At 62.5% G+C, this 15875-nt stretch carries 15 protein-coding genes and 1 other RNA gene; 14 read left to right on the top strand and 2 right to left on the bottom strand.

All coding sequences use genetic code 11. The features are described 5' to 3' along the window. Nucleotides 1-73: 73 nt before the first annotated feature. From ACQ4WZ_RS15025 to ACQ4WZ_RS15005, 5 genes are all read left to right on the top strand, one after another. Nucleotides 74-574: a type IV pilin protein gene (locus ACQ4WZ_RS15025; protein ID WP_101480291.1), complete on the top strand. Its 501-nt coding sequence runs from the start codon at nucleotides 74-76 to the stop codon at nucleotides 572-574. A 3-nt stretch (nucleotides 575-577) separates the two neighbouring features. Next, a complete protein-coding gene (locus ACQ4WZ_RS15020) occupies nucleotides 578-1147 on the top strand; it encodes a GspH/FimT family protein (RefSeq protein WP_436573800.1) in 570 nt (189 codons plus the stop codon). A 62-nt stretch (nucleotides 1148-1209) separates the two neighbouring features. Further along, entirely contained in the window at nucleotides 1210-2283 is a 1074-nt protein-coding gene (ribD, locus tag ACQ4WZ_RS15015) for a bifunctional diaminohydroxyphosphoribosylaminopyrimidine deaminase/5-amino-6-(5-phosphoribosylamino)uracil reductase RibD (RefSeq protein ID WP_436573899.1), read from the top strand. Nucleotides 2284-2314: 31 nt separating this feature from the next. Next, on the top strand, nucleotides 2315-2950 hold the full coding sequence (locus tag ACQ4WZ_RS15010) for a riboflavin synthase (protein ID WP_436573799.1): 636 nt from the start codon (nucleotides 2315-2317) through the stop codon (nucleotides 2948-2950). 110 nt (nucleotides 2951-3060) lie between these two features. Further along, entirely contained in the window at nucleotides 3061-4452 is a 1392-nt protein-coding gene (locus ACQ4WZ_RS15005; RefSeq protein ID WP_436573798.1) for a hypothetical protein, read from the top strand. Here ACQ4WZ_RS15005 and ACQ4WZ_RS15000 read toward each other — a convergent pair. After that, on the bottom strand, nucleotides 4449-4874 hold the full coding sequence (locus ACQ4WZ_RS15000) for an OsmC family protein (protein WP_101480296.1): 426 nt from the start codon (nucleotides 4872-4874) through the stop codon (nucleotides 4449-4451). The genes ACQ4WZ_RS15005 and ACQ4WZ_RS15000 overlap by 4 nt on opposite strands. Nucleotides 4875-5319: 445 nt before the next feature. Between ACQ4WZ_RS15000 and ribBA the strand changes: the two genes are divergently transcribed. The 3 genes from ribBA to nusB all read left to right on the top strand — a co-directional run bounded on the left by ribBA (nucleotide 5320) and on the right by nusB (nucleotide 7661). Further along, nucleotides 5320-6438: a bifunctional 3,4-dihydroxy-2-butanone-4-phosphate synthase/GTP cyclohydrolase II gene (gene ribBA / locus ACQ4WZ_RS14995; RefSeq protein WP_101480297.1), complete on the top strand. Its 1119-nt coding sequence runs from the start codon at nucleotides 5320-5322 to the stop codon at nucleotides 6436-6438. A 178-nt stretch (nucleotides 6439-6616) separates the two neighbouring features. Next, the gene (gene ribH, locus ACQ4WZ_RS14990; RefSeq protein WP_094445951.1) at nucleotides 6617-7099 is read left to right on the top strand and encodes a 6,7-dimethyl-8-ribityllumazine synthase; all 483 of its coding nucleotides are present in this window, start codon (nucleotides 6617-6619) and stop codon (nucleotides 7097-7099) included. A 91-nt stretch (nucleotides 7100-7190) separates the two neighbouring features. Continuing rightward, on the top strand, nucleotides 7191-7661 hold the full coding sequence (gene nusB, locus ACQ4WZ_RS14985) for a transcription antitermination factor NusB (protein WP_070219581.1): 471 nt from the start codon (nucleotides 7191-7193) through the stop codon (nucleotides 7659-7661). A 222-nt stretch (nucleotides 7662-7883) separates the two neighbouring features. On the opposite strand, the gene ACQ4WZ_RS14980 is transcribed toward nusB, so the two are convergent. Next, nucleotides 7884-8801, bottom strand: coding sequence for a transglycosylase SLT domain-containing protein (locus ACQ4WZ_RS14980; RefSeq protein WP_436573797.1), 918 nt, complete (start codon nucleotides 8799-8801; stop codon nucleotides 7884-7886). Between the two features lie 478 nt (nucleotides 8802-9279). Here ACQ4WZ_RS14980 and ubiD point away from each other — a divergent pair, with 478 nt between their 5' ends. The 6 genes from ubiD (at nucleotide 9280) to ACQ4WZ_RS14950 (ending at nucleotide 15819) form a co-directional block, all read left to right on the top strand. Beyond that, on the top strand, nucleotides 9280-10764 hold the full coding sequence (gene ubiD, locus ACQ4WZ_RS14975; RefSeq protein ID WP_099380300.1) for a 4-hydroxy-3-polyprenylbenzoate decarboxylase: 1485 nt from the start codon (nucleotides 9280-9282) through the stop codon (nucleotides 10762-10764). Between the two features lie 175 nt (nucleotides 10765-10939). Continuing rightward, nucleotides 10940-11038, top strand: an RNA gene (ffs, locus tag ACQ4WZ_RS14970) — signal recognition particle sRNA small type. A gap of 250 nt (nucleotides 11039-11288) precedes the next feature. Then, nucleotides 11289-13592: a DNA polymerase III subunit gamma/tau gene (locus ACQ4WZ_RS14965; protein ID WP_436573796.1), complete on the top strand. Its 2304-nt coding sequence runs from the start codon at nucleotides 11289-11291 to the stop codon at nucleotides 13590-13592. Between the two features lie 41 nt (nucleotides 13593-13633). Continuing rightward, the gene (locus ACQ4WZ_RS14960; protein WP_101480300.1) at nucleotides 13634-13960 is read left to right on the top strand and encodes a YbaB/EbfC family nucleoid-associated protein; all 327 of its coding nucleotides are present in this window, start codon (nucleotides 13634-13636) and stop codon (nucleotides 13958-13960) included. Nucleotides 13961-14007: 47 nt separating this feature from the next. Beyond that, nucleotides 14008-14598 carry a recombination mediator RecR gene (gene recR / locus ACQ4WZ_RS14955; protein WP_086138528.1) on the top strand — a complete coding sequence of 197 codons (591 nt, stop codon included), beginning with the start codon at nucleotides 14008-14010 and terminating at the stop codon, nucleotides 14596-14598. A 3-nt stretch (nucleotides 14599-14601) separates the two neighbouring features. Next, nucleotides 14602-15819 (top strand): CaiB/BaiF CoA transferase family protein, encoded by a 1218-nt coding sequence (locus ACQ4WZ_RS14950; protein WP_133992945.1) that lies wholly within the window; start codon nucleotides 14602-14604, stop codon nucleotides 15817-15819. The last annotated feature ends 56 nt before the right edge of the window (nucleotides 15820-15875 follow it).

The following is a 15875-nucleotide window of genomic DNA, read 5'->3' as shown; positions in this document are numbered from 1 at the left end:
GCTGGCGTGCGGAAAGCTAAAGCGGTACTGGCTGGCGCAGCGGCTGGCACTTTTTTGGAGAGGGGGAGATCCCATGGGCGTGCTGGCAAGGCGGAATGAGCCCGCTGCAAACGGTGGCGCCCCTGCAGCCACCTTAGGCTTCAGCCTGATCGAACTGCTGGCCGCGCTGGCGATCATGAGCCTGCTGCTTGCGCTGGCCGTGCCCGCTTATCACGGCCATGTCGTGCGCGCCAAGCGGGTGCAGGGACAGGCGGCCCTGCTGCGGCTGATGCAGCAGCAGGAACGCTATTATTCGCAAAACAATCACTATCTGGCCTTTTCTTCGGCGTCGCCGGCGACCCAGGCGCAAGCGTTTCCGTGGTGGTCCGGCGAAGGGGGGGCGCCCGGCAGCGCCTATGAAATCGAGGCGCTGGCCTGCCCCGGCTTGACGATCGGGCAATGCGTGCTGTTGCGGGCCATACCGGGCACGTCCAAGGTCGATGCGCGGTTCCAGGATGCCGATTGCGGCGTTCTCTCCTTGAACAGCACGGGCCAGCGCGGCAGCAGCGGTCCCGCCAGCCATTGCTGGCACTAGGCCATGGCCACGCATCGGCGCCCACGGTGGACAGGGCATACCTTGCTCGAATTGCTGGCCGTGCTGGCGATGGCCGCGCTGCTGTCGGCCGCTGCCATGCCCGGCTTGCAGCATCTGCTGGCGCGCCAGCAGGTACGCGCGGCGGCCACGGACCTGTTTTCGGCCATCGAACTGACGCGGGCGCAGGCGATGGCGCGCGGACAGCGCGTACTGCTGATGCCGGCCGGGCCAGGGGGCACGGACTGGGGCACGGGCTGGCTGGTCTTTATTGACCGCAATGCCAACCTGGCGTTCGACGACGGCGACGAATTGCTGTTTCGCCAGGGGCCGCTACCTGCAGGCATCACGGCGCAGTTTGCGTTTTCCTCGGCCACGGCGCCGTTTTATATCGCCTACAATGGCGCAGGACGCAGTTGCAGCGCGACCAATAGCCTGGCCGCGCGCTGGGGTACCTTGTCCCTGACTTTGGGAAAGCAGGTGCGCCATATTAAAATCAATATGCTGGGCAGGGTGCGTGTCTGTGACCCGCAGCAGCAAGCGGCCAATTGCAGCGGTGTGGCCGACAGTTCATAACCCGACTCACCTATCACTCACTATCAAAGAAGCCCGTGGAAATACTCAACGATATCGATGGCATGCGCCTGGCGCTGGAATGGGCTGCGCGCGGTTTATATACGACCTCGCCCAATCCCCGCATCGGCTGCGTGATCGTCAAGGATGGCCAGGTGATCGGCGCCGGCGTGACGCAGGCGGCGGGGCAGGATCATGCCGAGGTACAAGCCTTGGCGAATGCGGCTGCTCGCGGCAACGACGTGCGCGGTGCCACGGCTTACGTCACCCTGGAGCCGTGCAACCACCATGGCCGCACGCCGCCCTGCTCCGATGCGCTCGTGCGCGCCGGGCTGGGGCGTGTCGTGGCCGCCATGACGGACCCGAACCCGCTGGTGGCGGGGCAGGGGCTGGCCAAGCTGGAAGCGGCCGGCATCGCCGTCACCACGGGCGTGCTGGCTGACGAGGCGCATGAAATGAATATCGGCTTCTTTTCGCGCATGCAGCGCGGCAAACCGTGGGTGCGCATGAAAACGGCGGCCAGCCTGGATGGCATGACGGCTTTGCACAACGGGCAAAGCCAGTGGATCACGGGGCCTGCAGCGCGTGCCGACGGCCATGCGTGGCGCGCGCGCGCCTGCGCCATCCTGACGGGCATCGGCACGGTCAAGGCGGACGATCCGCAATTGAACGTGCGCGCCGTCGAAACGCCGCGCCAGCCGCGCCGCATCGTCATCGACAGCCGGCTCGACATCAGCCTCGACGCGCGCATCTTGCAGGGCGGCGGCACCTGGATCGTGGCGGCCGTCGCCCATCCCGAGAAGGAAGCGCAGCTGCGCGCCCTGGGCGCGGAAGTCATCGTGCTGCCGAATGCGGCCGGCAAGGTCGACCTGGCCGCGCTGATGCTGGAACTGGGCCGCCGGCAATGCAATGAAATCCACGTCGAAGCCGGCTCCAAGCTGAACGGCTCCTTGATCCGCGAAGGCTGCGTCGACGAGCTGCTGGTCTACCTGGCGCCCACCTTGCTGGGCGATGCGCAAGGCATGTTTGCCTTGCCCGCATTGACGGATCTCAAACAGCAGCGCACTTTGCAATTTCACCAGGTTCAGCAAGTGGGCGAAGATGTGCGTATCCTTGCCAGATTCGCCAAGCGCAATTAATACTTTCACACTTTTTATAGGGTATAGCTCCATGTTTACAGGAATTGTTGCCGCCATTGGCAAGATTGACACCGTGCAAGCACTCGAAGGCGGCCTCGATGCCGGCGTGCGCCTGACCATTCACGCGGGCGGCTTGCCGCTGGCCGACGTGGCCCTGGGCGATTCGATCGCCATCAATGGCGCCTGCATGACGGTGGTGGAAAAGTCGGACACGGGCTTTGCCGTCGATGTCTCGCGTGAAAGCCTCAATTGCACAGTGGGCCTCGATACGACCACGGAAGTGAACCTGGAAAAAGCCCTGACCCTGGCCGAGCGCCTGGGCGGCCACCTGGTTTCCGGCCACGTCGACGGCCTGGGCATCGTGCGCAAGTTCGAAGCCGTGGGCGAATCGTGGGAACTGGTCATCGAAGCACCGCACGAACTGGCGAAATACCTGGCCTTCAAAGGTTCCGTCGTCGTCAATGGCGTGTCCCTGACCGTCAACCGCGTGGAAGACCTGGGCGCGGGTGCCGTCAACGGCTGCCGCTTTTCCATCAACCTGATACCGCACACCATCGCCATGACGACCCTGAAACACTTGACGGTCGATGGCAAGGTCAACCTGGAAATCGACCTGATCGCCCGCTATGTCGAGCGCATGCTGTCGCTGGACAAGGCCGCCGTCTGACATGGCAGCGTAAAGGAGCAACACCCGCGTCGGCCTTTCGTCGTGCCAAGCGTGTGTTGCTTTTCTTCCAGACGCGCATACTATGAAGCTTTCCGCAGTGGAGGCTAGCCATGGACCCGATTTCGCGCGCAACCGTGCCCAATGCCATACCGGCGACGCCTCGCGTGGGCGAGATGGTACCGCTGGCGCCGGCGCAGCCTGTGCCGTCTTCCAGCGCGGCGGCGGCCTTGGCCATTCAGTCATCGACCCAGGTCGACCTCTCCCCGCTGGGCCAGTTCCTGTCCGGCGTGGCCTTGTCGCGCCGGCAACTGCTGGCCTTGCAGGGCGCCACCGAGCAGGCCGGCGCGGCAAATATCCCCGTCAACGTCAATGACGACTTGCTGGCGCTGGCGCGGCAGCTGACGGAATCGTTCACCCAGTTGCAAACGAGCGGCATCGATGCCAGCCAGCTGGCGACGGCTGGCGACACGACGGGCAGCCTGGCGCAGCGCTACGATTTGCTGTCGGGCGATGGCACGACGGGTGCTGCGGCCGCGCTGGCGCAGGACGGCGGCTTGCTCACGCAAGCACAGCTGGCCCGCATCGGCATCGATTTGCGCAATGAAGATGTCAATGCGGCAACTTTGCAAGCCGCATATGCGGCTGACAGTCATGCCACTCTGGACGCCTTGCAACAGGGAACGGACGTGCTGGCGCAGGTGGGCGCCATGCTGGCCCGGCAGCAGGGCGCGCCGCTGGCGGCCAGCGTCGAAGCGGATTTGGCGGGTGCCGCCGTGCCGGCGTATGCCGCGCAGGCCGTGGCTCAAGGGGCGCCGACGCAAACGGTTGCCATTGCACAACGACAGCTGGAACTGCAGCAGCAGCTGGAGGCGGAAGAGCTGAACCTGGACTTGCAGGAATTGCGGCCCTCGCCGCAGGCGCAAGCAGCCTCCGATGCAGCGCAATTGCTGCAGACGCAGCGCACGGACAAGCAGCGCGCCGATACCGCGCGCCTTGACGCCGAACGCCTGGACAGCGAACGCATCAATACAGATAAGCAGGCGCAGCAGCAGGAAGTTGCACGGGTGGACGATCTGCGCCAAGGACAAGTGCAGCAGCAGGGCTTGCAGCAGCGGGCGCAAGCGGCAGCGGACGATGCGGCGCGGGCCCAGCTGGCCGCAAGCGACGCGCAAATGGCGGCCCAGGCGGCCAGTGAGCGGGCGCAATCGCTGGCACGCGCAGCGCAAGTGCAAGCCGATGCAGGCCAGGCGACGTCGCAAGCCCAGCTGGCCCAGCAAAATGCGCAGGCGCAAGAGCTGGCCGCGCAAAACGCGGGCATGACTGTACCGCCGCCCTCGTCGCAAGATCCGTCAGTGGCGGCAGCCATCGCCGCCTATAACCTGAATAATGCAGCCCTGAATCCGGGCTTGATGAACCGGCCACTGCCGGCCAGCGATTCGCGCCTGCCACTGGTGGCGCCGGTGGCCGCCGTGGAACCCGTCAAGCCCGTGACTAAAATCTAGGGCAGCAGGCTGGCGTCCAGGGTAATGTTGGCTTTAAGTAACTTCGACACGGGGCAGCCGGCCTTGGCCTTCGCCGTCAATGCCTCGAATGTCGCCTGGTCGGCGCCCGGTATTTTTGCTTTCAGGATCAGGTGGACGGCCGTGATGGCAAAACCGTCGTCCCCCTTGTCGAGGGTCACTTCAGCCGTCGTCTCCATCTTTTCCGCCGTCAGGCCCGCTTCGCCCAGGATCAGCGACAGGGCCATGGTGAAGCAGCCCGCGTGGGCGGCGCCGATCAGTTCTTCGGGATTGGTGCCGGGTTTGCCTTCGAAGCGGCTGGCAAAGCCGTAGGGATAGTCCTGCAAGGCGCCGCTGCGTGTGCTGATGGCGCCCTTGCCGTCCTTGATGCCGCCTGACCAGATGGCCGATCCGTTGGTTTTCATGTTGCCGCTCCTGTGTGGGTATCGCTGCGAGTGGGGTGTCAGCGCCGTGGTGGTGACTGGCTGATCTTATGCTCTTCGCAAGACCGGTGGCGCGCGTTTTGCCGTCGCCGTGTGCGCTGGATCGGGGAAGCGGCGCTTTGCGGGGCAAGCAGGGCGGCGGCCTGCATATTGGTGTTGCTGGGCTGTCTTATTTCAGGTCTGCAAGCGCTAAATCCTTTAAAATAGCAGGTTATAAGAAAATTCCCGGAAATTCGCGGAATATTCGCGCTCGACGTTTCAATTTTAGTTTCAGTTTTTAGTTACATTAACAACGCCCGGAAAAAACCGTCGCGAGCGGAAGGGAGAGGTGGCTGAGAAGCGCAACCGTACGAAGGTACGGTGAGCATCGCAGGCCGCCTATACCAACGCGCAGCAGGTTTTGCCTGGCGTCTCAAGAGGATGAATAATGTCTATATCCAGCACCGAAGAGATCGTCGCTGAATTGCGCGCCGGCCGCATGGTGATACTGGTCGATGAAGAAGACCGGGAAAATGAAGGCGATCTGGTGCTTGCCGCCGATTTCGTGACGCCTGAAGCCATCAATTTCATGATTACGCATGCGCGTGGTCTGGTCTGCCTGACCCTGACGGAAGAGCGTTGCGACGAGCTGAACCTGTCGATGATGACCTCGCGCAACGGTACCGCCTACGGCACCAACTTTACCGTCTCCATCGAAGCGGCCGAAGGCGTAACGACAGGCATATCCGCCGCCGACCGCGCCAAGACCATCCAGGTGGCCGTGGCCAAGGGAACACAGCCCAGCGATATCGTCCAGCCTGGCCATATCTTCCCCTTGAAAGCGCAAAAGGGCGGCGTGCTGATGCGCGCAGGCCATACGGAAGCCGGTTGCGACCTGACGGCCATGGCCGGCCTGACGCCCGCGTCCGTGATTTGCGAAATCATGAAGGACGACGGCACCATGGCCCGCCTGCCGGACTTGCTGGTGTTCGCTGAGCAGCATGGCCTGAAAATCGGCACGATTGCCGACCTGATCCATTACCGCAGCCAGACGGAATCGCTGGTCGAACGCGTTGCCGAGCGTAAGCTGCATACGGCGCACGGTGAATTCCGCTTGATCGCGTTCCGCGACAAGCCCAGCGCGTCGGCCCACCTGGCCCTCGTGCATGGCGACCTGGCGCCCGGCCTGGAAGCGCTGGTGCGCGTGCACCAGCCTGTTTCCCTGCTGGACGTGCTGGAAAGCGAAGCGACTACTCACTCGTGGACGGTGGCCGCCTCGATGGCCGCCATCAAGCAGTCCGAACGGGGCGTGATGGTCTTGCTGAACTGCGGCGAAACGTCGGGCGAACTGTTTGCCCAGTTCGCCGCGCTCGATACGCCGCAAGCCAAGCCGAAAGGCCGCGCCGCCAGCATGGACTTGCGTAGCTACGGCATCGGCGCGCAAATCCTGCGCGACCTGGGCGTGAGCAAGATGCAATTGCTGGCCAGTCCACGCAAGATGCCGTCGATGGCCGGTTTCGACCTGGAAGTGACGGGTTTTCAGTGCCATCCAGGCCAGGACGCCTAAATAAATCTACTGCGCGTCGCGATTTGCGGCCTGCGATGCTCACTGTACTATTCGTACAGTTGCGCTTCTCGGCCACAACTCGCTGCCGCTCGCTACGATTTTGTCAGGCGTCGATGTGAGAGTAAACGATGGCGGCATGTGCGTGTCGCCCAGAACCACCAGATTAAAGAGGCATATGATGACCGTAGGAACATACGAAACCAATTTTGCCGGCGAAGGTTTGCGCGTCGGTATCGTCCAGGCACGATTCAATGAAATCGTCGGTGGTGGCTTGCTGTCGGCATGCCTGGAAGAGTTGAGCAAGCTGGGCGTGGCCGATGAAGATATCCTGCACGTGACCGTGCCGGGCGCCCTGGAAATCCCACTGATTCTGCAAAAAATGGCAGAAACCGAGCAATTCGACGCCCTGATCGCACTGGGCGCCGTGATTCGCGGTGAAACCTACCACTTCGAGCTGGTATCGAACGAATCGGGCGCAGGCATCACGCGCATCGGTCTCGATTACGGCATCCCCATCGCCAACGCAGTGTTGACGACCGAAAACGACGAGCAGGCGGAAGTGCGCATGCTGGTCAAGGGAGCCGAAGCGGCACGTGTGGCAGTGGAAATGGCCAATCTGGCGCAAGCGCTAGAAGAGTTGCAAGACACAGACGAGGATTAATCGTGCTTGCGCCGCGGCGTGCTGTCCAACAGCACGCCGCGGTATTCGTCACTATTTGCAGTACATACGTATTTAAGAACAGGTAACAATCATGACTGAGAAAAATTTGCTCGCCAATCCCAGCAAAAACCGCACGCCGCGTCACCGCGCGCGCGAGTTTGCGCTGCAGGGCTTGTACCAGTGGCTGCTGAACAATGAAGACGCGACCACCGTCGTGAACAATATTCGCGCCGCGCATGGCTTTGACAAGGCCGATGGCGATCACTTCACGGTGCTGCTGTATGGCGCCATCAAGGATTCGCTGGCGCTGCGCGACAGCATGGCACCCTTGATTGACCGCAATATCGCGGAACTGTCGCCCATCGAACACGGCATCCTGCTGATCGGCGCATTCGAGCTGAAGAACAACATGGAAATCCCGTACCGCGTCGTCATCAACGAAGCGGTCGAGCTGGCCAAGTCGTTTGGCGGTATCGACGGCCACAAGTATGTGAACGGCGTGCTGGACAAGCTGGCAGTGAAATTCCGCGAGGAAGAAGTCAACGCCAACAAGCGCAAGTAATATAGGTAGGGATCCAGCGGCGAAGGCCGCAATGGATGCAAAAAGGGCAGACTGAAAAGTCTGCCCTTTTTGCTGTCGGAGTGTTGCGCATTAACGCATCGGCGCCTCTTCAAACCGTAGCGAGCAAGCCCGATGTCGGGTTGAGTAACGCAGCTGTACTGGAGTACAGCGAGTAACGCCGACCCGAGAGCGGGCTGCGCAGTAGGTTGGAAGAGCGCGCTACTACAGGCCGGCGATCTCGTTGTGGGGCAGCACTTTGATGGTGATGCCGCTTTCCGCTGCCGGGGCCTTGGCTGGCGCTGGCGTGTTCGATGCCATCACCGGCGTCGTGGTCGGCACGCGCTGGCCGGCGGACACTTGCTTCAGGCGGCGGTATTCGGCCAGCACGCGCGAGCCGTAGCCCGAGTCGGTGGCGAAGTTGGCAGCGCCCACGTAGGTTTTCAAGCCCGCTTCGACGGAACCGCCGCGCGTGACGTAGTCTTTCAGGATCAGGGAGCCGACACGGATGTTGGCGACCGGGTTCAGAGCTGCTTGCACGCCGCCCATTTCCTGGAAGCGCTCATGGTGCACTTTCGACATGACTTGCATCAAGCCTTGCGCGCCCACGGGGCTTTCCGCGAACGGGTTCAAGCCCGATTCGATGGCCATCACGGCCAGGATCAGCAGCGGGTCCAGCTTGATTTCACGTGCTGTCAGGTAGGCCGTCGACACGAGCATATTGGTGGCGTCGTTGGCCACGCGGTAGCGCTTGGAGAGCCAGTTGGTGACCCATTGCTGCTGCTTTTGCGTGCCCAGCAAGGCTTTTTCTTCCTTGCTCAGCGGTGCCTCTTTGGCGGCGGCCGTTTGCACGGACGCAGGCGCTTCCATCAGTGCCGACAGAGCCGGCGCTTCGACAGCTTGCGCTTCTGCCATCGGCAGCGGGAACAGGCTGTGCGTCAGTTGCTTGCCCAGGTCGGGGCGGAACATCAGCAGGGCGATCAGTGCCAGGGCGGAAATGCCGAAGACTGTCAGTGTATGTTGCGCCGTGGTCAATACGCCACGGGCTGAAATGGCTTGTGCGCGGGCGCGCAAACGCGCCAACGCTGGCTGGCCAGCCACGGTTGAAGCAGGCAAGGCTGCTTCAGTGCTACGATGAGTCATAGAGTTCCCCGAAATGTCGCGTCAACAGGCAGTCCCTCCGCGGTTTCGCGGTGTTGTGGGTACTGCCAATGCCGTGCATCAGAAATATCATCGTTTCCGCCGCGTATGGATGCGTGCGAGAAACGCCGTCATTGCTTGCTTGAGCTGATCGGTCCCATGCTGGTATTGGATCAGTCGCAATACAACTTTTACCGGGGGTAAGGCAGACGCCTTTTGAAAACACTCCTTAAAATGTCATGTGGAGCCCCGACTCCGTGAATGAAAGAGAAACGCTAAAATCAAGCTCTGGGCCGGCGTGCTCTTTCAAGTTGGGCGAATTGTAGAAGCCGTTTTATATCAAGTCAATACTAACGAATCGATTCTTTATTACTTTTATGTCTTACTTTTTGTCTTGCATTGTGCCAAAAGCCAATAAAATCAATTACTTGGCATAGATCCTTCAGCAACGGCGTCCGACGTCAAAAAAAATTAAAAACACATGAAATATTCAGATTTGCGAGATTTTATTTCTCAACTGCAACAAATGGGTGAACTTAAGCCCATTTCGACCCCCATTTCACCGATTTTGGAGATGACCGAAGTATGCGACCGCACCTTGCGCGCAGGTGGGCCGGCCTTGCTGTTCAACAATCCCACGGGATACGACATGCCGGTGCTGGGCAATCTGTTCGGCACCACGCGTCGCGTGGCGCTGGGCATGGGGGCGGAAGATGTCAGCGAGTTGCGCAAGATCGGCCATGTGCTGGCGCGCCTGAAGGAACCGGAACCGCCGAAGGATTTCAAGGATTTGCTGGGCCTCGGCTCGCTGGTGAAATCCGTGTGGGACATGTCGCCGAAAGAGTTGCGCGGCGCCAAGTGCCAGGAAATCGTCTGGGAAGGCAATGACGTCGACCTGGCGCGCCTGCCCATCCAGCATTGCTGGCCCGGCGACATCGCCCCCCTGATCACCTGGGGCCTGGTCATCACCAAGGGGCCGAACAAGAAGCGGCAAAACCTGGGCATTTACCGCCAGCAAGTGCTGGGGCGCAATAAAGTCATCATGCGCTGGCTGGCCCATCGGGGCGGGGCGCTGGACTTCCGCGAGCATGCGATTCAAAGCAAGGGCAAGCCGTACCCGATCGCCGTGGCGCTCGGTGCCGATCCCGCTACTATATTAGGGGCCGTCACGCCGGTGCCGGACAGCCTGTCCGAATACCAGTTCGCCGGCTTGCTGCGTGGCAGCCGCACGGAGCTGGTGAAAGCCATCGGCAGCGAGCTGCGCGTGCCCGCGTCGGCCGAAATCGTGCTCGAAGGCCATATCTACCCGGACGAAAATCATCCGAGCGGCTATGAACACGCGCTGGAAGGGCCGTATGGCGACCACACGGGCTACTATAATGAGCAGGACAGTTTCCCCGTGTTTACCATCGACCGCATCACCATGCGCCGCGACCCGATCTATCACTCTACGTACACGGGCAAACCACCCGACGAGCCGGCCGTGCTTGGCCTGGCCCTGAACGAAGTGTTCGTGCCCCTGCTGCAAAAGCAGTTCAGCGAAATCACCGACTTTTACCTGCCGCCCGAAGGCTGTAGCTACCGCATGGCCGTGGTGCAGATCAAGAAGCAGTACGCGGGCCACGCCAAGCGCGTGATGTTCGGCGTGTGGAGCTTCCTGCGCCAGTTCATGTATACCAAGTTCATCGTGGTGGTCGACGAAGATGTGAATATCCGCGACTGGAAGGAAGTCATCTGGGCCATCACCACGCGCGTCGACCCCATCCGCGATACCACCCTGGTCGACAACACGCCCATCGATTACCTGGACTTCGCCTCGCCGGTCAGCGGCCTGGGCAGCAAGATGGGTATCGATGCGACGAATAAATGGCCGGGCGAAACCACGCGCGAGTGGGGCACGACGATAGCCATGACGCCGGAAGTGAAGGCCAAGGTGGATGGCATCTGGCAAGAGCTGGGTTTGTAGGTATTGGATAGGTCGGGGTAGGTCGGGTTAGCGCTTGCGCGTAACCCGACGTTGCTTGCATGTTCACGATCTGCATACTCGGCAGTGTCGGCTTACGGCCTGCGGCCTAAGCCGACCTACGCAGCATTGACACGGCAATTTCCCAATCCTGCGCAGACCGGTTATAATTGTCCCTGGCGGGCCCCTGCGCATCGTGGCATGGCTAACCTGGTCAGGTCGGGAACGAAGCAGCCACGGCTATTAACCATGAGTGCCGCAGATCAGGCTCGCCTCCTTCGGGATTGTTTTATCGGGATCGTCAATCAAGCTGCCATGGGCAGCTTTTTTGCTTTTACGGCCACATTTTCCCGTGGCGCCGCAGCATTGCCGGGCTTGCCGTGTTTTCCATATTTCCACCTGGCCATGTTATACAATTGCTGCTTTGCCGCGTTTGCCAAGTCTTGCTTGAACTTGACCTGGCCCGGCCATGAGGCTTGCGCCCGTCGCGCAGGATCACCCGCAAAATCGCATGGTAAAATCTCAGCATGTCCTATCAAGTCCTCGCCCGTAAATACCGCCCCAAGAATTTCGAGACGCTCGTCGGCCAGGAGCACGTCGTGCGCGCGCTTACGCATGCCTTGCACAGCGGCCGATTGCATCACGCCTATCTGTTCACGGGCACGCGCGGCGTCGGCAAGACGACCCTGTCGCGCATCCTGGCCAAATCGCTCAATTGCATCGGCCCCGATGGCACGGGCGGCATCACGGCCCAGCCTTGCGGCGTGTGTGTAGCGTGCACGGCAATCGATGCGGGACGCTTTGTCGACTATATAGAGATGGATGCGGCATCGAACCGCGGCGTCGATGAAATGGCGCAGCTGCTGGAACAGGCGGTGTATGCCCCAAGCAATGCGCGCTTCAAGGTCTATATGATCGATGAGGTGCACATGTTGACGAACCACGCGTTCAATTCCATGCTGAAGACGCTGGAAGAGCCGCCCGAGCACGTCAAGTTCATCCTGGCCACGACGGACCCGCAGAAGATTCCCGTGACCGTGCTGTCGCGCTGCCTGCAGTTCAACCTCAAGCAGATGCCGCCCGGCCACATCATCAGCCACCTGGACAATATCCTGGGACAGGAAGGCATCGCCTTCGAACAGCCGGCCTTGCGCCTGCTGGCCCAGGGCGCCCACGGTTCCATGCGCGATGCGCTCTCCTTGACGGACCAGGCCATCGCGTACGCGGCCGGTGCAGTCACCCTCGATGCAGTGCAAGGCATGCTGGGTGCGCTCGACCAATCCTATCTGGTGCGCCTGCTCGATGCGCTGGCGCAGCAGGACGGTGCCGATCTGCTGGCTGTGGCCGACGAGATGGCCTCGCGCAGCCTGTCCTACAACGGCGCCCTGCAGGATTTGGGCACCTTGCTGCACCGCATTGCGCTGGCGCAAACCGTGCCGGCCGCCTTGCCGCAGGATTTGCCCGAATACGCGGACATTGTCCGTTTGGCTGGTGCGTTTGACGCAGAAGAAGTGCAGCTGTTTTACCAGATCGCCGTGCATGGCCGCAATGAGCTGGGCTTGGCGCCCGACGAATACGCGGGCTTTACCATGACCTTGCTGCGCATGCTGGCCTTTCGGCCCGGCATAGGCGGCGCCGATGGCGTGCCGGCCGCCGCGCCAGCATCAGCTTCGGGTAACCGTCCCGGCTTTGTCGCCGCCGCGCGCGCCGCAGCAGGTTCGGCTCCCGCCGCCCGCGCCGCCACGAACAGCGTGGCCAGCCATGCAGCCGTGACACCGCCTGCCGTCGTTGCCGCCACTGCCGCCAGCATGGCCCGCAGCGAAGCGCCGCCGCCACGCGTGGCTGCTCCTGCGCCGGCACCGGCACCCGTTTCCGCCCCGGCGCCAGCACCGGCCGCGCCTCCGCCAGCCGCTCCGGCTGCGGCTGCGCCGGCCGCATCGGGCGCCCCTATCAGTTCCGCCCGCGCCGCCATCAATGCCGCGCTGGAAGCGGCCCGTGCCGCCTCGAAAGGCCGTCCGGGCAGTGCGCCGTCGGCGCCATCGTCGGCGCCCAAGCCAACCGCACCGGCACCGGCCGCTGCCGTAGCCACGCCAGCCCCAACCGCGCCCGTCCAGGCAGCGCCGCCACCGCCCGCCGCCGCGAAAGCGCCGGCGCCATGGGAAGATGCGCCGCCCGTGGCCGTCATGGAAGCGCCCACACTCGTGCAGCCGGCACGCCAGGCGCCGCCGCCACAGCAGGCGCCGGCCGACGACGACTTGCCGCCGTGGGTCACCGAATTTTCCGACGATAGCGCCTCGGCTGCCGTGTCGGCGCCAGCCGCGCAAAGTGCCGAGCAGCCTGCTGTCGTCATGCCACAGCGTGCCGCCAAGCAAGCCGCGCCCAGCGGGCCGTATGTGATTACGCCCGTGCCGGATCTGGACTGGGATGGCAACTGGCCGGCCGTCGCCGCCGTGCTGCCCTTGCGTGGCGTGGCCCAACAACTGGCCGTGCAGGCCGAGCTGATCGAATGCCTGCACGACGGCCACAGCACCACGTTCCGCCTGCGCGTGCCCATCGACACGTGGCGCAGCCCCGCCAACGTGGAAAAGCTGGCTGCCGCGCTGACCGAACGCTTTGGCCGCAAGGTCAATGTCGACACGGAACTGGGCGCCGTCTGGTACACGGCCAGCGCGGAGGCGCAGGCTCACCGCGAGGCGTGTCAGCTGCAAGCGGAAGAAACCATCGCAAGCGATCCCTTTGTGCTCGACATGAAGCGTGCATTCGACGCTTTTGTCGTGCCGGGCACGATTACCCCTGCACCGGCCGGCTCCGCCGCGCCGACCCTGCATTGATGATTAACACACTCACAAACTGAATTGAACGGAGCATTCTCATGATGAAAAATCAACTGGCTGGCCTGATGAAGCAGGCGCAAGCAATGCAAGACAACATGAAAAAGGCCCAGGAACAACTGGCGCTGGTGGAAGTGGAAGGCCAGTCCGGCGCCGGTCTGGTGAAGATCGTCATGACGTGCAAGAACGACGTCAAGCGCGTCTCTATCGACCCATCCTTGCTGGCCGACGACAAGGACATGCTGGAAGACCTGGTGGCAGCCGCCTTCAACGACGCCGTGCGCAAGGCGGAAGCGACGTCTGCGGAAAAAATGTCAGGCTTGACCGGCGGCATGAACTTGCCAGCCGGCTTCAAAATGCCATTCTGATGCCATACCGCATGCGCTCGATCTGTGGCACGGGGCAGGGTTGATCCATGTCCAAGTCGCTTGAATTTTTGACCGAGGCGCTGCGGCGCCTGCCCGGCGTCGGCCCCAAGTCGGCGCAGCGGATGGCGTTTCATTTGTTGCAGCACGATAGGGAGGGCGCGGCCATGCTGTCGCGCGCCCTGTTCCAGGCCGTCGATGCCGTGCATCACTGCGGCCTGTGCAATACATTTACCGAACACGAAGTGTGCGAGACCTGTCTCGACGAAGAGCGCGACAAGCGCTTGCTGTGCGTGGTGGAAACGCCCGCCGACCAGCTGATGATCGAGCAAACGCTGACCTACAAGGGCCTGTATTTCGTGCTCATGGGGAGATTATCTCCGCTGGACGGCATCGGGCCGAAAGATATCCACCTCGAAAAACTGCTGAGCCGTGCCAACGATGGCGTGGTCGGTGAAGTGGTGCTGGCCACCAATTTCACCAATGAAGGCGAAGCGACGGCCCATTACATCAGCGAAATGCTGAAGGCGCGGGGCTTGCGCGTGAGCCGTCTGGCCCGCGGCGTGCCCGTGGGCGGCGAACTGGAGTACGTCGACGCGGGCACGATTGCCCGCGCGATGCTCGACCGCAGGGCAACCTAAATCATGCAAGAGAAAACGTCGGCTGGTCCTTTGGCGGGTATCAAAGTCCTGGAACTGGGCACCCTGATCGCGGGGCCGTTCTGTGCCCGCATGCTGGCCGAATTCGGCGCCGACGTGATCAAGATCGAGTCGCCCGATGGTGGCGATCCCATCCGTACCTGGCGCGTGCTGAAGGATGGCACCTCGCTGTGGTGGTCGGTGCAGGCGCGCAACAAGAAAAGTCTGACCTTGAACCTGAAAGCGCCGGAAGGCCGCGCCATCGCGCGCCAGCTGGCCCTGGAGGCGGACATCATCATCGAGAATTACCGCCCCGGCGTGCTGGAAAAGTGGGACCTCGGCTATGAGCAGCTCAAGCAGATCAAACCCTCCCTCATCATGGTGCGCCTGTCCGGCTTTGGGCAGACGGGGCCGATGAAGGACTTGCCCGGCTTCGGCGCCATCGGCGAATCCATGGGCGGCTTGCGCTATGTGTCCGGCTTTGCCGACCGCCCGCCCGTGCGGGTCGGCGTATCCATCGGCGACTCCGTGGCGGCCCTGCATGGCGTGATCGGCGCCATGATGGCCCTGCGTCACCGCGACGTGACGGGTGGTGCGGTTGCCGGCGAAGGGCAGATGGTCGACGTGGCCCTGTACGAATCCGTGTTCAACTTGATGGAATCGCTGGTGCCCGAATACGACCAGGCCGGCGTGGTGCGCGAGCGCACGGGCGGTTCGCTGCCCGGCATCGTACCCTCGAATACCTACACGACGGGTGACGGCGAAAACATCGTGATTGCCGGCAATGGCGATGCCATCTTCAAGCGGCTGATGCTGGCCATGGGCCGCATCGACATGGCGGGCGACCCGCAGCTGGCGCGCAACGATGGCCGCGTGGCGCGCACGCAGGAAATCGACGATGCCATCGGCGCCTGGTGCGCCACGCACACGATAGACAGCGCGCTGGCCGTACTGAAGGCGGCCGACGTGCCGTCCGGCAAAATTTACTCCGTGCGCGACATGATGAGCGATCCGCAATTTCTCGCCCGTAATATGTTCGAGCAGCACCATTTCGCCGACGGCACGCCCGTCAAATTGCCCGCCATCAGCCCGAAACTGTCCGCCACGCCGGGCAAGACCCAGTGGCTGGGACCGACCCTGGGCCAGCACAACGATGAAGTGCTGGCGTCGCTCGGCTATGACGCTGCCGCCATCGCGCGGCTCAAGGCCGATGGGGTGGTGTAATTCGTTATTAACCCACACAACTAAAGCTGGGGTCAGACTCGGCGGGTCTGACCCCG

The sequence above is a fragment of the Janthinobacterium darwini genome, assembly GCF_051380905.1.
Taxonomy (GTDB): domain Bacteria; phylum Pseudomonadota; class Gammaproteobacteria; order Burkholderiales; family Burkholderiaceae_D; genus Janthinobacterium.
The sequence above is the reverse complement of the archived record's forward strand: the minus strand, read 5'-3'. Positions and strand labels throughout refer to the sequence as shown.

Bases quoted from the DNA above. Each gene is read 5' to 3' on its own strand.
- ACQ4WZ_RS15025 (WP_101480291.1), top strand. From the start codon at position 74: ATGGGCGTGCTGGCAAGGCGGAATGAGCCCGCTGCAAACGGTGGCGCC.
- ACQ4WZ_RS15020 (WP_436573800.1), top strand. From the start codon at position 578: ATGGCCACGCATCGGCGCCCACGGTGGACAGGGCATACCTTGCTCGAA.
- ribD (WP_436573899.1), top strand. From the start codon at position 1,210: ATGCGCCTGGCGCTGGAATGGGCTGCGCGCGGTTTATATACGACCTCG.
- ACQ4WZ_RS15010 (WP_436573799.1), top strand. From the start codon at position 2,315: ATGTTTACAGGAATTGTTGCCGCCATTGGCAAGATTGACACCGTGCAA.
- ACQ4WZ_RS15005 (WP_436573798.1), top strand. From the start codon at position 3,061: ATGGACCCGATTTCGCGCGCAACCGTGCCCAATGCCATACCGGCGACG.
- ACQ4WZ_RS15000 (WP_101480296.1), bottom strand. From the start codon at position 4,874: ATGAAAACCAACGGATCGGCCATCTGGTCAGGCGGCATCAAGGACGGC.
- ribBA (WP_101480297.1), top strand. From the start codon at position 5,320: ATGTCTATATCCAGCACCGAAGAGATCGTCGCTGAATTGCGCGCCGGC.
- ribH (WP_094445951.1), top strand. From the start codon at position 6,617: ATGACCGTAGGAACATACGAAACCAATTTTGCCGGCGAAGGTTTGCGC.
- nusB (WP_070219581.1), top strand. From the start codon at position 7,191: ATGACTGAGAAAAATTTGCTCGCCAATCCCAGCAAAAACCGCACGCCG.
- ACQ4WZ_RS14980 (WP_436573797.1), bottom strand. From the start codon at position 8,801: ATGACTCATCGTAGCACTGAAGCAGCCTTGCCTGCTTCAACCGTGGCT.
- ubiD (WP_099380300.1), top strand. From the start codon at position 9,280: ATGAAATATTCAGATTTGCGAGATTTTATTTCTCAACTGCAACAAATG.
- ACQ4WZ_RS14965 (WP_436573796.1), top strand. From the start codon at position 11,289: ATGTCCTATCAAGTCCTCGCCCGTAAATACCGCCCCAAGAATTTCGAG.
- ACQ4WZ_RS14960 (WP_101480300.1), top strand. From the start codon at position 13,634: ATGATGAAAAATCAACTGGCTGGCCTGATGAAGCAGGCGCAAGCAATG.
- recR (WP_086138528.1), top strand. From the start codon at position 14,008: ATGTCCAAGTCGCTTGAATTTTTGACCGAGGCGCTGCGGCGCCTGCCC.
- ACQ4WZ_RS14950 (WP_133992945.1), top strand. From the start codon at position 14,602: ATGCAAGAGAAAACGTCGGCTGGTCCTTTGGCGGGTATCAAAGTCCTG.